Annotated in this window: 14 protein-coding genes and 1 other annotated feature; of the genes, 11 read left to right on the top strand and 3 right to left on the bottom strand. The window is 37.5% G+C overall.

From position 1 onward, the window contains the following. Window positions 1-640: 640 nt before the first annotated feature. Window positions 641-1,984: a TrkH family potassium uptake protein gene (locus COL05_RS24280; RefSeq protein WP_098670448.1), complete on the top strand. Its 1,344-nt coding sequence runs from the start codon at window positions 641-643 to the stop codon at window positions 1,982-1,984. Between the two features lie 33 nt (window positions 1,985-2,017). Here the strand turns inward: COL05_RS24280 and COL05_RS24275 are convergent, their stop codons facing one another. Then, window positions 2,018-2,410, bottom strand: a complete 393-nt coding sequence (locus COL05_RS24275; RefSeq protein WP_002020776.1) for an imidazole glycerol phosphate synthase — start codon at window positions 2,408-2,410, stop codon at window positions 2,018-2,020. Window positions 2,411-2,522: 112 nt separating this feature from the next. On the opposite strand from COL05_RS24275, the gene ytfJ reads away from it, so the two are divergent. Next, entirely contained in the window at window positions 2,523-2,990 is a 468-nt protein-coding gene (ytfJ, locus tag COL05_RS24270) for a GerW family sporulation protein (protein ID WP_002071000.1), read from the top strand. Between the two features lie 108 nt (window positions 2,991-3,098). Then, a complete protein-coding gene (locus COL05_RS24265) occupies window positions 3,099-3,188 on the top strand; it encodes a hypothetical protein (RefSeq protein WP_000608225.1) in 90 nt (29 codons plus the stop codon). A 362-nt stretch (window positions 3,189-3,550) separates the two neighbouring features. On the opposite strand, the gene COL05_RS24255 is transcribed toward COL05_RS24265, so the two are convergent. Both COL05_RS24255 and COL05_RS24250 read right to left on the bottom strand, forming a co-directional pair. Next, entirely contained in the window at window positions 3,551-3,790 is a 240-nt protein-coding gene (locus COL05_RS24255; RefSeq protein ID WP_120449730.1) for a YkuS family protein, read from the bottom strand. A 125-nt stretch (window positions 3,791-3,915) separates the two neighbouring features. Further along, window positions 3,916-4,155, bottom strand: a complete 240-nt coding sequence (locus tag COL05_RS24250) for a DUF3911 family protein (protein ID WP_098670447.1) — start codon at window positions 4,153-4,155, stop codon at window positions 3,916-3,918. A 415-nt stretch (window positions 4,156-4,570) separates the two neighbouring features. Between COL05_RS24250 and ilvE the strand changes: the two genes are divergently transcribed. The 8 genes from ilvE to leuD all read left to right on the top strand — a co-directional run bounded on the left by ilvE (window position 4,571) and on the right by leuD (window position 13,643). After that, the gene (gene ilvE / locus COL05_RS24240) at window positions 4,571-5,467 is read left to right on the top strand and encodes a branched-chain-amino-acid transaminase (protein WP_071724144.1); all 897 of its coding nucleotides are present in this window, start codon (window positions 4,571-4,573) and stop codon (window positions 5,465-5,467) included. Between the two features lie 16 nt (window positions 5,468-5,483). Next, window positions 5,484-5,711 (top strand) — a binding site (T-box leader). A 73-nt stretch (window positions 5,712-5,784) separates the two neighbouring features. Continuing rightward, entirely contained in the window at window positions 5,785-7,485 is a 1,701-nt protein-coding gene (gene ilvB / locus COL05_RS24235) for an acetolactate synthase large subunit (RefSeq protein WP_098670446.1), read from the top strand. Further along, window positions 7,482-7,991 (top strand): acetolactate synthase small subunit, encoded by a 510-nt coding sequence (ilvN, locus tag COL05_RS24230; RefSeq protein ID WP_098670445.1) that lies wholly within the window; start codon window positions 7,482-7,484, stop codon window positions 7,989-7,991. The genes ilvB and ilvN overlap by 4 nt, the downstream gene beginning before the upstream one ends. 26 nt (window positions 7,992-8,017) lie before the next feature. Further along, complete coding sequence (gene ilvC / locus COL05_RS24225) at window positions 8,018-9,028, top strand: ketol-acid reductoisomerase (protein WP_098670444.1); 1,011 nt, start codon at window positions 8,018-8,020, stop codon at window positions 9,026-9,028. A 1-nt stretch (window position 9,029) separates the two neighbouring features. Next, a complete protein-coding gene (leuA, locus tag COL05_RS24220) occupies window positions 9,030-10,550 on the top strand; it encodes a 2-isopropylmalate synthase (protein WP_098670443.1) in 1,521 nt (506 codons plus the stop codon). Window positions 10,551-10,625: 75 nt separating this feature from the next. Further along, on the top strand, window positions 10,626-11,690 hold the full coding sequence (gene leuB, locus COL05_RS24215) for a 3-isopropylmalate dehydrogenase (RefSeq protein WP_098670442.1): 1,065 nt from the start codon (window positions 10,626-10,628) through the stop codon (window positions 11,688-11,690). Beyond that, window positions 11,690-13,084: a 3-isopropylmalate dehydratase large subunit gene (gene leuC, locus COL05_RS24210; protein WP_098670441.1), complete on the top strand. Its 1,395-nt coding sequence runs from the start codon at window positions 11,690-11,692 to the stop codon at window positions 13,082-13,084. The genes leuB and leuC overlap by 1 nt, the downstream gene beginning before the upstream one ends. After that, window positions 13,062-13,643, top strand: a complete 582-nt coding sequence (leuD, locus tag COL05_RS24205) for a 3-isopropylmalate dehydratase small subunit (protein ID WP_098670440.1) — start codon at window positions 13,062-13,064, stop codon at window positions 13,641-13,643. Before leuC ends, leuD begins: the two co-directional genes overlap by 23 nt. The last annotated feature ends 260 nt before the right edge of the window (window positions 13,644-13,903 follow it).

Below are 13,903 nucleotides of genomic sequence, written 5' to 3'. Positions count from 1 at the left end.
CATAAAAAATAGAGTAAACAAAAAATAAGACCATCGAAAATGATGGCATAAGGAAGGGGAAAATTTATGTCAATTTAATTAGGGATGGAAGTTGTTCAAGACACTGGGGAATGTCTTATAAATTAGGGAGGAACAACTTCGATATATATACTATAAAAGGTAGATGTGACCCTGATGTGAACATAGAGTGAAAGAGAGAGGAAGTTTTCCATAAAAAATAGAGTAAACAAAAAATAAGACCATCGAAAATGATGGCCTAAGGAAGGGGACAATTTATGTCAATTTAATTAGGGATGGAAAGCTGTTCAAGACACTGGGGAATGTCTTATAAATTAGGGAGGAACAGCTCCGATACATATACTATAAAAGGTGGATGTGACCAGGGTGTGAACATAGAGTGAAAGGTATGAGAATTTGAGAAATGATAGATATGAAGTTGTTGCTGTAAGGGTTATAGAGTAAAGAAAGAGAATAGAAGGCTTCATTTATAAGAGGAAATGAAGTGCGAATATAAATAAAAGTTGAAAACTATGAAAAAAAGGATTATGCTCAACTATATTATAAGAGTATAAGGTTTATCCCGCTATGTAAGGTTTCTTATAAGCCTTTAGTTATGAGGGGAAAAAGGGAGTTAGTGAATATGGAAGTAACAAAAAGACAAGGGCTGTATAATCGTTTTATACGATTAAATCCACCACAAATATTAGCATTAGGTTTTTTCTGCTTAATTGTGGTTGGCGGTTTGTTATTAAAGTTACCATTGGCAACGAAAGTACATATTAGTTGGGTAGATGCTTTCTTTACGGCAACGTCAGCAGCAACTGTAACAGGATTAGGAGTAGTAGATACCGCAAGTACATTTACGATGTTTGGCGAAATTGTAATTATGTTTTTAATTCAAACAGGTGGTCTAGGTCTTATGACGATTGCCATTTTAATTGTTTGGGTATTAGGCAAAAAAATCGGATTACGCCATCGCTTATTAATTGGGGAGGCATTTAATCAGACGAATATAGGTGGTCTCGTAAAATTAGTAAAACGTGTCTTTATATTTTCAATTTGTATTGAGTTGATTGGAGTTATCTTTTTATCATTTCGCTTTATTCCAGAGTTTGGCTTTGGAAAAGGTATATATTATAGTATTTTTCACGTAATCGCATCTTATAATAATGCCGGATTTGCACTATGGCCAGATAATTTAACGAGGTATGTAGGAGATCCTATTATTAATATTGGGATCTGCTCTTTAATCGTAATAGGTGGTCTCGGTTTTACTGTATTAATTGATATATGGTATAGCCGTAGTTTTCGGAAATTATCGCTTCATTCCAAAATTATGATTGTTGGAACAGTAGCGCTAAATGTGATAGCGATGATTGTGATTTTTGTATTGGAATATAATAATGTGAAGACGTTAGGGAATTTACCTTTAAATGAAAAGTTATGGGCTTCTTTTTTCCAAGGTATTACTCCTCGTACTGCTGGATTTAATACAGTTGACTACGGGGGGATGGAAGAATCATCTATATTATTTACGATGGTTTTAATGTTTATTGGTGCAGGAAGTGTATCAACAGGTGGAGGGATTAAATTAACAACGTTTGTTATTTTAGTTACATCTGTCCTTTCTTTTTTTAGAAAGAAAGAGGAAATTGTATTATTTCAGCGCACAATAAAAATGTCGACAGTAACGAGAGCGTTAGCGATTGCTGTTGCCAGTCAAATTCTCATTTTTGCAGCAGTATTTGTATTAATGCTAACAGAAAACTTCAGTTTTATTCAGTTACTATTTGAAACAATTTCAGCATTTGGTACAGTAGGATTAACGATGGGGATTACTGCAAAGTTATCAGCGTTTGGAAAATGTATTATTATGTTTGTTATGTTTTGCGGATTAATTGGACCGTTAACACTTGTCTTTTCTTTAGCGCGACCAGCAAAACAAAAAATTAAGTATCCATCGGAAGATGTATTTACAGGATAAGGTATCCCGCATAAGCGAGATACCTTTTTCTTTTTAAAAAAGGGAGAACAATAATCCGATAAGCGCTACTCGGAATAAAATTGCGATGAGTGCTGCAATTCCGCCGACTATCGCAGCGATACCACCAGTTACAGTAGCTCCGCGATTATAAGCGTAAATACCTAGTAATACAGAAACAAGGCCAAATAATGTTGGGAAGGTAAAGAGTGATAAGATAGATAAGGCAAGAGCGATAAAGCCAGCAGTTGATCCAGCGGCAGACGATCTCACATCATCTTTATGATCCTTCTCATCGTAATCATAATCAATGCGCTGTGGTGCAACTTCAGCTGCATATTCTTCTTTATAGTCACTATAATCACTATCTATTCTATCTCTTTTTTTGTACTCATCAAATTTCTCAGTCAAAGTCATGACTCCTTTCATAACAAGGTTCAATAGTAGTATGTATCTCTTTTTCCTTTTTATCCGAGTATGTACAGGGAGTCATATCCATTTAAAAAGTGGAGATTGTTTTTTTGAAATAGTAAAAGTTAGTATGACTTCCTCTATTTTGGAAAGTATAAAAAAGAATAATGAGGAAAGGGTGCAATACATAATGGAACATCCAATTGAAAATTTAATGAAAACAGCAATGACAAATTTAAAAGAGATGGTAGATGTAAATACAATTGTTGGCAGCCCGGTTTCAACAGCTGACGGAAATGTAGTATTAACAGTATCTCAAGTAGCTTTCGGTTTTGGAGCTGGCGGAAGTGATTTTAAAGGTGATTTTATTTCCGAAAAACATAAGAACGGACAAGGGCAACATAAAGAGCACAAACAAAGTCATCCATTTGGAGGCGGGAGCGGGGCTGGGGTTTCTATTAGCCCAGTTGCTTTTTTAGTAGTTGGTTCTAACGGTGTGCAAGTATTGCACCTCAATAGTAGTACACATTTAATTGAGAAGGCTTTAAATACTGTACCAAGCACTGTAGATAAATTTGTAAATAACCGTCAAAAGTGAACTTGCATTTTTTAGGAATTATGATATATTAGAACAAGTGTGCTTTAGGATGATCGGAATAAATGAACTGTAAATATATATGATGTGTGGAATAAGGGAGAGGAATTTATGATTAATATCAAAAACTTAGTAGTTGGCTTATGTATGTTAGTAAGCGGCTTTGTTGTATATGTAATAAAAGAAAAAGCTCCATTCTAAAACAGACAAACCGTTACTGTCTGTTTTTAATTTGTAAAAAATGTTGACAAGTTATTGTATTGATGTTAAAATTTTAATTCGTGTCTCGGTTACAGCTAGTGTAAAGTAAATAAATCTTATAAATATAATACGAAAAGTTTGCGAAAGATCGGGTAATCTTACCAACAACTTTTGTGAACAAACCCTATAAATTATAATTATAGGCTTTATAGGTATACTAGTGAATCAAGGAGCGGTCAGTGGAACCGTAATGATGAGAGAGAGGTAGGGCTTTCATCCAGTATATGTTACTTTCCCGTTAGGTGAATATAAAAAAAGGACTCCTTTTCAAAAGGAGTCCTCTTTCTTTTTGTAAAATAAATTTAAATACGGCTCTCAACTTGCTGACAAATTTCATCCGTTGTTAAACCATGAGCTGTAATTACCGATCCTTTAATTGATGTATCTGCAATCCCCATCATATTGGAATCTTGCCCAGTTACCACACAACAATCGCAGCCTTGTGCATCCTGTTCAGAGTTAAGGGTAACAACTTCATATCCTTGTTGCTGAAGAGCTTGCTGAACATCTGTTAATGAGTTTTCAACACCGATTCTAGCCATAATTCTCACCTCCTACCATCTAGTTACTAGTATGCTCAAGTACATCGCATATATTTATGCAAAGATGGTAGGAAACATATATTTATTTGCTATTTACGGGTAGTTTGATTAAATTATCACTTTATTTAGTCGTTATATACACCAGTAAGCATTTGGCTTACGAATTGATCGTTTAAAGTATCTTGAGCGAAAGAAGTATTTGAATGGATATCAATTGAAGCAATAAAATTATTATGTTCTTTATTATTTGGTTCTACCTCTACATAGTTATCGAATTTACAAAAACCTTTTGTATCCATTAGATCAAACAGTTGAAGCATTTCTACTACCTCTTGTCTCGTTCCTTTAATTTGTACACACGCCATATTGATTTCCTCCTTCATTTTGACAAATTGTTTTTTAAAAATAGGATTATGATTCCGAAATGAAAAATATGAATGTTATTTTTAGACAGCGTTATTTTTATTATTTCCCTCCTTTTTCAGCAAAAGTCGTTGTATATTCCCGAATTTATAAAAACGGACGTCCGTTTATTGAATACAATAGATTCGTATCAATTGATGAAAATCCTTCTTTTAAACAAATATTTTTTTAGTGAAAATTGGCGAAAAAAATTTTTTGACTTTTTGTAAACGTTAACAATGCTGTTAAATCAATATAATCAAAGATGTACGTACGATTAAAGATTATAAATTTTCTAAAAATTCTCTTGATTTATTTAGAAAGGAGAGTAAACTAGGAAACAATAAAAAATTCATAGAACATAGGAGGCGCTTTCCAGTGAACGAGCAATGGATTTTCTTAAATGGAGAATTTGTTCCAAAAGACGAGGCAAAAGTATCAGTATATGATCATGGTTATTTATATGGAGATGGAGTATTTGAAGGAATTAGAGTTTATAGCGGTAATGTTTTCCGTTTGAGAGAGCATCTTGTCAGGTTATATGAATCAGCAAAATCCATCATGTTAGAAATTCCATATTCTTTAGATGAAGTAACGAATATTGTTGTTGAGACGATTCGACAAAATAAATTATTTAATGGATACATTCGCCTAGTTGTATCGCGAGGAGCAGGAAATCTTGGATTAGATCCTGATTCTTGTAAGAAACCGAATGTAGTAGTAATAGCAGAGCAACTATCTTTATTCCCACAAGAATATTATGAAAAAGGAATTCCAGTTGTAACAGTTGCAACGCGCCGAAACCGTCCAGATGTATTGTCGCCTCAAGTAAAGTCTTTAAATTACTTAAACAATATTTTAGTTCGCATCGAAGCGAAATTGGCTGGGGTACAAGAAGCGCTTATGTTAAATGATCAAGGATATGTAGCTGAAGGCTCAGGGGATAACGTATTTATTGTAAAAGGAAATAAATTAATTACACCACCAAGTTCTGCTGGAGCGTTAGAAGGTATTACACGAAACGCTATTTTAGAAATTGGTGAAAAACTTGGATATGACGTTAGAGAAGAGTTATTTACAAGACATGATGTATATGTAGCAGATGAAGTATTTTTAACAGGAACAGCAGCTGAAGTAATTGCTGTTACGACAGTAGATGGTAGAACGATTGGTTTAGGGCAAACGGGGCCACATACGAATCGTTTATTAGAAGAATTCCGAAAGTTAGTTATAGAAGATGGAGAGAAAATTTACGAAGAAAATAAAGTTGGATAATAACTCTTTATAACACAAGAAAGCGTTGATAGGGAGGAGTAGTTGATTGTGAAGCCTCACAGAGAGTCGGTGGTTGCTGAAAACCGATGGTTCACGTTGACGAACATCGCCCTTGAGTGCTAAGCTGAAGCGTTTGTCTAGGCTTAGACGGTAGCTCCGTTATTAGCTAGACTCATTTATGGGTCACTGAGGCAAGAGTATTCTTGCAAAGAAGGGTGGTACCGCGAAATCTTTCGTCCCTTCAGCACATAGCTGGAGTGTGGACGTAGGATTTTTTTTATTGATAAAAGTTTTTAAAAAGGGGGCTTATAAGAACTATGTCTTCAAAAACGGAAGAGAAACTGGCAACTGGTGCACAGCTATTGTTAGAAGCGCTAGAAAATGAAGGGGTAGAAGTGATTTTCGGTTATCCTGGTGGTGCTGTTTTACCTCTTTATGATGCGCTCTATGACTGTGAAATTCCGCATATTTTAACAAGGCATGAGCAAGGAGCGATTCACGCTGCTGAAGGATATGCCAGAATTACTGGAAATCCAGGGGTTGTCATTGCAACGAGTGGGCCAGGTGCTACAAATGTGATTACTGGTCTAGCAGATGCCATGATTGATTCACTACCACTTGTTGTATTTACAGGGCAAGTAGCAACAACGTTAATTGGAAGTGATGCTTTCCAGGAAGCGGATATTATGGGACTTACGATGCCGGTGACAAAACATAACTATCAAGTGCGAAAGGCTTCAGATTTATCTCGTATTATTAAAGAAGCATTTCATATTGCTAGAACAGGAAGACCAGGACCAGTCGTTATCGATCTTCCGAAAGATATGGTAGTAGAGCAAGGAGAACGATGTAATGATGTGCAGATGGATTTACCAGGATACAACCCAAATTATGAACCAAATTTACTCCAAATAAACAAATTATTACAAGCGATTAGAGTTGCGAATAAGCCGTTAATTTTAGCTGGAGCAGGTGTATTGCATGCGAAAGCATCAAAAGAGTTAACAAGTTTTGCTCGTAAATATGAAATTCCTGTTGTGCATACATTACTTGGTCTCGGTGGCTTTCCACCAGATGATGAACTATTTTTAGGAATGGGAGGAATGCATGGTTCTTACACAGCCAATATGGCTTTATATGAATGCGACTTACTCATTAATGTAGGCGCGAGATTTGATGATCGGCTTACAGGGAATTTAGTTTATTTTGCTAAAGGGGCTACTGTTGCACATATCGATATCGATCCAGCAGAAATCGGGAAAAATGTGCCGACTGAAATTCCTATTGTTGCAAGTGCTAAGCGGGCATTGGAAGTATTACTTGAACCAGAAGGAGGAAAAGAAAATCATCATGAATGGATCACTTTATTAAAGCGGAGAAAAGAACAATATCCATTCTCTTATAAAAGAAACTCTGAAAGTATTAAGCCTCAATACGCAATTGATATGTTATATGAAATTACGAAGGGAGAAGCGATTGTAACAACAGATGTTGGGCAACATCAAATGTGGGCAGCTCAATATTATCCGCTGAAAAATCCAGATAAATGGGTAACTTCAGGAGGATTAGGGACGATGGGATTCGGATTTCCAGCAGCAATTGGTGCGCAAATTGCAAAGCCAGAAGAACTAGTTATTGCAATTGTCGGTGACGCTGGCTTTCAAATGACGCTGCAAGAATTAAGTGTATTAAAAGAACACTCGCTACCTGTTAAAGTATTTATTTTAAATAATGAAGCTTTAGGAATGGTAAGACAATGGCAAGATGAATTTTATAATCAAAGATACTCGCACTCTTTACTATCGTGTCAACCCGATTTCGTCGCTCTTGCGAATGCGTATGGTATAAAAGGAGTTCGCATAGATGATCCACTTCTTGCAAAGAAGCAAATCCAGCATGCGATTGAATTACAAGAACCGGTCGTAATTGATTGCCGTGTCCTTCAATCAGAAAAGGTAATGCCGATGGTTGCCCCAGGGAAAGGTGTTCACCAAATGGAGGGAGTGGAAAAAAGGTGAAGAGAATTGTTATAGCGACAGTTCGAAATCAAAGCGGTGTGTTAAACCGAATTACAGGTGTTATGACACGAAGACATTTTAATATTGAAAGCATTTCAGTAGGTCATACGGAATCATCGGACATATCGCGGATGACGATTGTTGTACACGTTGAAAATGAACAGCAAGTAGAGCAGTTAATTAAACAACTTCATAAGCAAATTGATGTTCTGAAAGTATCAGATATTACAGAAGAAGCGACGATAGCAAGAGAACTCGCGCTTATTAAAGTAGCAACATCAGTAGCAAGAGCAGAATTATACAGTTTAATTGAGCCGTTTCGAGCCACTGTAATAGATGTTGGGAAGGATTCCATAGTTGTGCAAGTAACAGGTACACAGGAGAAAGTAGAAGCGTTAATTGAATTACTTCGTCCATACGGTTTGAAAGAGATCGCTAGAACAGGTGTAACAGCATTTACACGCAGTATGAAAAAGCAAGATAAGCAAGTGATGTTAATTCAATAATCATTTAAATATAGGGGGAAATGAAAATGACAAAAGTTTATTATGAGAAAGATGTAACGGTAAATGTATTAAAAGAAAAGAAAGTAGCAATTATCGGATACGGCTCGCAAGGTCATGCGCATGCGCAAAATTTACGTGATAACGGATTTGATGTAGTAGTAGGTTTAAGAAAAGGGAAGTCTTGGGATAAAGCGAAAGAAGATGGGTTTTCTGTATATCCAGTAGCAGAAGCAGCAAAGCAGGCTGATGTAGTAATGATTTTACTACCGGATGAACTGCAACCAGAAGTATATGAAGCGGAAATTGCACCAAATTTAAAGGCAGGAAATTCTCTCGTTTTTGCACACGGATTTAATGTTCACTTTGATCAAGTGAAACCACCAGCGAATGTAGATGTATTTCTAGTAGCTCCAAAAGGGCCAGGACATTTAGTTCGTCGTACGTTTGCTGAAGGAGGAGCTGTTCCGGCACTATTTGCAGTATACCAAGATGCAACAGGAGTTGCGACTGAAAAGGCACTTTCTTATGCTGATGGAATTGGAGCGACGAGAGCTGGTGTACTAGAAACGACATTTAAAGAAGAAACGGAAACAGATTTATTTGGAGAGCAAGCTGTACTTTGTGGCGGAGTAACTGCGTTAGTAAAAGCTGGATTTGAAACGTTAGTTGATGCCGGTTATCAGCCGGAACTCGCATATTTTGAATGTTTACACGAACTAAAACTAATCGTTGACCTTATGTATGAAGGTGGACTTGAAAATATGAGATATTCAGTTTCAGATACAGCGCAGTGGGGCGACTTCGTATCAGGACCACGCGTTGTAACGGAAGATACGAAGAAGGCGATGGGAGCAGTGCTAGCAGAAATTCAAGATGGTACATTTGCAAGAGGATGGATTGCAGAGCATAAAGCAGGAAAACCGAATTTCCGTGCGACAAATGAGAAAGAGAATGCACATGAACTCGAAGTAGTTGGACGTAAATTACGTGAAATGATGCCTTTCGTACAGCCACGAGTAAAGGCAGGGGTTAAATAATATGAAGCAGATTTTGTTCATGGATACGACGCTACGTGATGGCGAACAATCACCAGGAGTGAATTTAAATGAACAAGAGAAATTGCAAATTGCAAGGCAATTAGAGAGACTAGGGATTCATGTCATGGAAGCTGGCTTTGCAGCAGCTTCCGAAGGGGATTTTCAATCGGTAAAACGCATCGCAAATACGATTCAAAATGCTACAGTTATGAGTTTAGCTAGAGCGAAAGAAAGTGATATTCGAAGAGCGTATGAAGCTGTGAAAGGTGCTGTATCTCCTCGTTTACATGTATTTTTAGCTACGAGTGATATTCATATGAAGTATAAACTTTGTATGTCAAAAGAAGATGTATTAGATAGTATTCATCGTTCCGTTACACTTGGAAAATCATTATTTCCGACAGTACAATTTTCTGCAGAAGATGCGACAAGAACAGCAAGAGACTTTTTAGCTGAAGCGGTAGAAGTTGCAATTCGTGCAGGAGCGAATGTAATTAACATTCCAGATACAGTTGGGTATACGAATCCAGAAGAATATTATTCTCTTTTTAAATATTTACAAGAATCCGTTCCTTCATATGAAAAAGCAATTTTCTCTTGTCATTGTCATGATGATCTTGGGATGGCTGTAGCCAATTCATTAGCTGCAGTTGAAGGCGGAGCGTTGCAAGTAGAAGGAACAATTAATGGGATTGGAGAAAGAGCAGGGAATGCGGCGTTAGAAGAGGTTGCGGTTGCTCTTCATATTAGAAAAGATTTCTATGAGGCGGAGCCTTCTATGACGCTAAAAGAAATTAAAGCGACGAGTACATTAGTAAGTAGATTAACAGGTATGGTTGTACCGAAAAATAAAGCGATCGTCGGAGCGAATGCGTTCGCTCATGAATCAGGAATTCATCAAGATGGTGTTTTAAAAGAAGTGACAACGTATGAAATTATTGAACCAGAGTTAGTAGGTGAATCTCAAAACCTGTTCGTACTTGGAAAACATTCTGGCCGTCACGCGTTTACAGAAAAAATGAAAGAGCTTGGCTATGAATTTACAACGGAAGAACGAGATGCAGTGTTTGAAGCGTTTAAAAAATTAGCTGATCGTAAAAAGGAAATTACGGAGGAAGATTTACGTGCACTTATGCTCGGGGAAGCAGCATTTGCGGCTCAGCAATATAACATTACCCAACTGCAAGTACATTTCGTGTCAAATAGTACACAATGTGCGACAGTTGTACTAAAAGACGAGGAAGGAAATGTATACGAAGATGCAGCTACTGGTTCTGGTAGTATTGAAGCGATTTATAATGCAATTCAAAGAATTTTAGGATTAGAATGTGAATTGGCAGATTATCGCATACAATCTATTACACAAGGTCAAGACGCACTGGCTCATGTTCATGTTGAATTAAAAGAAGGAACGCATCAAGTATCAGGGTTTGGTGTTGCACAAGATGTATTGGAAGCGTCGGCAAGAGCATATGTCCATGCAGCGGGAAAATTGAAATCTTTTATCCAGCTTGTGAAATAAATGTTTGATAGGTGAGAGAAGCTTCTCTCACCTATCAAAAAGGTTCTGAAAATTCAATTAAAAGGAGTGTTGAAATTGGAAAAACGTATTGTTTGTTTAGCTGGTGACGGTGTTGGCCCGGAAGTTATGGAAAGTGCGAAGGAAGTATTGCATATGGTAGAGAGGTTATATGGGCATCATTTTCATTTACAAGATGAGTACTTCGGCGGGAGTGCTATTGATTTAAATGGGCAACCATTACCACAACGAACGCTTGCCGCCTGTTTAGCAAGTGATGCGGTTTTACTAGGAGCAGTTGGTGGACCAAGGTGGGATAGTGCGAAAGAAAGGCCAGAGAAAGGATTATTAGCTCTAAGAAAAGGACTTGGTGTATTTGCGAACGTTCGTCCTGTAACGGTAGAAAGTGCAACGGCACATTTATCGCCATTAAAAAAGGCTGACGAAATTGATTTCGTTGTCGTTCGTGAATTAACAGGGGGAATTTATTTTTCTTATCCGAAAGAACGAACGGACGAAGTAGCAACAGATACCCTTACGTATCATCGCCATGAAATTGAACGTATCGTTTCTTATGCTTTTCAATTAGCGAGTAAGCGGAAGAAGAAAGTAACATCTATTGATAAGGCGAATGTTTTAGAATCTAGTAAACTATGGAGAACTGTGACAGAAGAAGTAGCACTTCGTTATCCAGACGTTGAACTAGAACATATTTTAGTAGATGCCGCTGCTATGGAGTTAATTCGAAATCCAGGACGATTTGATGTAATTGTAACGGAAAATTTATTTGGAGATATTTTAAGTGACGAGGCTTCCGTATTAGCTGGATCATTAGGAATGCTTCCGTCAGCAAGTCATGCGGAAAAGGGACCTTCATTATACGAGCCTATTCACGGATCAGCGCCGGATATTGCCGGGAAAAATAAGGCGAATCCAATTGCCATGATGCGTTCTGTTGCCATGATGCTTGGGCAATCGTTCGGATTAACGAGAGAAGGGTGTGCAATTGAAGAAGCAATTTCCGCAGTCCTTAAATCAGGGAAATGTACATCAGATATCGGGGGGACTGAAACGACAAATTCATTTACGAAGGCAGTTATGCAAGAAATGGAAGAACAAGCATTGGTAGGGAGAGGAAGATAATGGGGAAAAGGTTATTAGATAAACTTTGGGAAAGACACGTAGTTACGACAAACGAAAATGGATTGGATTTATTATATATCGATCTGCATCTTGTTCACGAAGTAACGTCACCGCAAGCCTTTGAAGGCTTGCGGCTTACAAATCGAACGGTTCGCAGACCAGATTTAACATTCGCAACGATGGATCATAATATCCCAACGAAAGATGTTTGGAATATTACCGATCGCATTGCGAAGCAGCAACTAGACACACTTCGGGAAAATTGTAAACAATTTCAGGTGCCATTAGCCGATATCGGAGATGAAGAGCAAGGGATTGTTCATGTCATAGGACCAGAACTAGGGCTCACGCAGCCGGGAAAAACAATTGTTTGTGGTGATAGTCATACAGCAACGCATGGTGCGTTTGGCGCACTAGCATTTGGCATTGGTACGAGTGAGGTGGAACATGTATTGGCAACGCAAACGTTGTGGCAAAGAAAACCGAAAGCGATGGGCATTGAGTTAAAAGGAAAATTACAAAAAGGTGTTTACGCAAAAGATATTATTTTGCATCTCCTTTCAAAGTACGGTGTGGCAGTTGGAACTGGATACGTAATGGAATTTTACGGAGAGACCATTGAGGCTATGGAGATGGAAGAGAGAATGACGCTTTGTAACATGGCAATTGAAGGAGGCGCAAAAGCAGGTATTATCGCGCCAGATGAAAAAACATTTGCTTACGTAAAAGGGCGTAAATATGCACCGAAAGACTATGAAACTTTCGAGGAAAAATGGTCTGAGCTTTATACAGATGCAGATGCGATGTATGATTTACATATTACAATTGATGTTACAGATTTAGCCCCGTACGTTACGTGGGGAACCAATCCGAGTATGGGTGTTCGTATTGATGAAAAGTTGCCAGAAAAGCATGATGCAAATGACGAAAGAGCATTTTCTTATATGGGATTAAGCCCTGGACAAAGCACGTATGACATTCCAGTTCAGCATGTTTTCATTGGGTCTTGTACAAATTCTAGACTTTCTGATTTAGAAATTGCTGCATCTGTTGTGAAAGGGAGAAAGGTAAAAGAAGGTGTGCGAGCGCTCGTTGTTCCTGGATCAAAAAGAGTAAGGGAAGCTGCAATGAAAAAAGGACTACATCACATATTTAAAGAAGCTGGATTTGAATGGAGAGAACCTGGATGTTCCATGTGTCTTGGAATGAATCCAGATCAAGTACCTGAAGGAGAACATTGTGCTTCAACTTCAAATCGTAATTTTGAAGGAAGGCAAGGAAAAGGAGCAAGAACGCATTTAGTTAGCCCAGCAATGGCGGCAGCAGCTGCGTTATATGGTCATTTTGTTGATACTAGAAAGGAGAGTTATGATGGAGCCATTTCGTATTCATAAAGGTACCGTGGCAGTACTGATGAATGATAATATTGATACAGACCAAATTATTCCAAAGCAATATTTAAAGAGAATTGAAAGGACAGGATTTGGAAAATATTTATTTGATGAGTGGCGTTATGATAATAACCGCCATGAAAACCCGAATTTTCCGCTTAATGCACAAGATAGAAAAGGGGCAAGTATATTAATTACAGGGGATAATTTTGGTTGCGGTTCTTCAAGAGAACATGCACCTTGGGCACTTGCTGATTATGGTTTCCGCACTATTATCGCTGGAGGGTTTGCAGATATTTTTTATATGAATTGTATGAAAAATGGTATGTTACCAATTGTAATGGATAAAGAAATGCGTGAACAACTTTCTAAAACGGATGCGAGCGAGCAAATAGAAGTAGATTTAGAGAATGAAGTCATTACAACGAGTACGCACAGGTTTCATTTTACAATCGAAAAAATGTGGAAAGAGAAATTACTAAATGGTTTAGATGAAATTAGTATTACAATGCAGTATGAACAAGAAATAAAAGAGTATGAAAGAAGGGTAGCTGTATATTAAGAGATAACGGAATATTTAAAATGTATTTACATTCAGAATTAAGTGTTATATACTATGTAAAAATTAGAGGAGAAAGGGAGTAGGTATTATGAAAACAATGCAATCTATTAAAATGCTTACACAACTACATCATCATACATAAAGCCCTTGAACCTAGCGTGAAAACGTGTAGGTGCAAGGGTTATTCCCGTTGTACCTACACTCTAATAAAGAGCCTTGTAGGTATATTTTATCTACAAGGCTCTTTTTATTTTCGGTTT

The organism is Bacillus sp. AFS059628, from assembly GCF_002571225.1.
Classification (GTDB): Bacteria; Bacillota; Bacilli; order Bacillales; family Bacillaceae_G; genus Bacillus_A.
The sequence above is the reverse complement of the archived record's forward strand: the minus strand, read 5'-3'. Positions and strand labels throughout refer to the sequence as shown.

Excerpts from the sequence above, each read along its gene's own strand:
- COL05_RS24280 (WP_098670448.1), top strand. The coding sequence starts at position 641 with ATGGAAGTAACAAAAAGACAAGGGCTGTATAATCGTTTTATACGATTA.
- COL05_RS24275 (WP_002020776.1), bottom strand. The coding sequence starts at position 2,410 with ATGAAAGGAGTCATGACTTTGACTGAGAAATTTGATGAGTACAAAAAA.
- ytfJ (WP_002071000.1), top strand. The coding sequence starts at position 2,523 with ATGACTTCCTCTATTTTGGAAAGTATAAAAAAGAATAATGAGGAAAGG.
- COL05_RS24265 (WP_000608225.1), top strand. The coding sequence starts at position 3,099 with ATGATTAATATCAAAAACTTAGTAGTTGGCTTATGTATGTTAGTAAGC.
- COL05_RS24255 (WP_120449730.1), bottom strand. The coding sequence starts at position 3,790 with ATGGCTAGAATCGGTGTTGAAAACTCATTAACAGATGTTCAGCAAGCT.
- COL05_RS24250 (WP_098670447.1), bottom strand. The coding sequence starts at position 4,155 with ATGGCGTGTGTACAAATTAAAGGAACGAGACAAGAGGTAGTAGAAATG.
- ilvB (WP_098670446.1), top strand. The coding sequence starts at position 5,785 with ATGTCTTCAAAAACGGAAGAGAAACTGGCAACTGGTGCACAGCTATTG.
- ilvC (WP_098670444.1), top strand. The coding sequence starts at position 8,018 with ATGACAAAAGTTTATTATGAGAAAGATGTAACGGTAAATGTATTAAAA.
- leuA (WP_098670443.1), top strand. The coding sequence starts at position 9,030 with ATGAAGCAGATTTTGTTCATGGATACGACGCTACGTGATGGCGAACAA.
- leuC (WP_098670441.1), top strand. The coding sequence starts at position 11,690 with ATGGGGAAAAGGTTATTAGATAAACTTTGGGAAAGACACGTAGTTACG.
- leuD (WP_098670440.1), top strand. The coding sequence starts at position 13,062 with ATGGAGCCATTTCGTATTCATAAAGGTACCGTGGCAGTACTGATGAAT.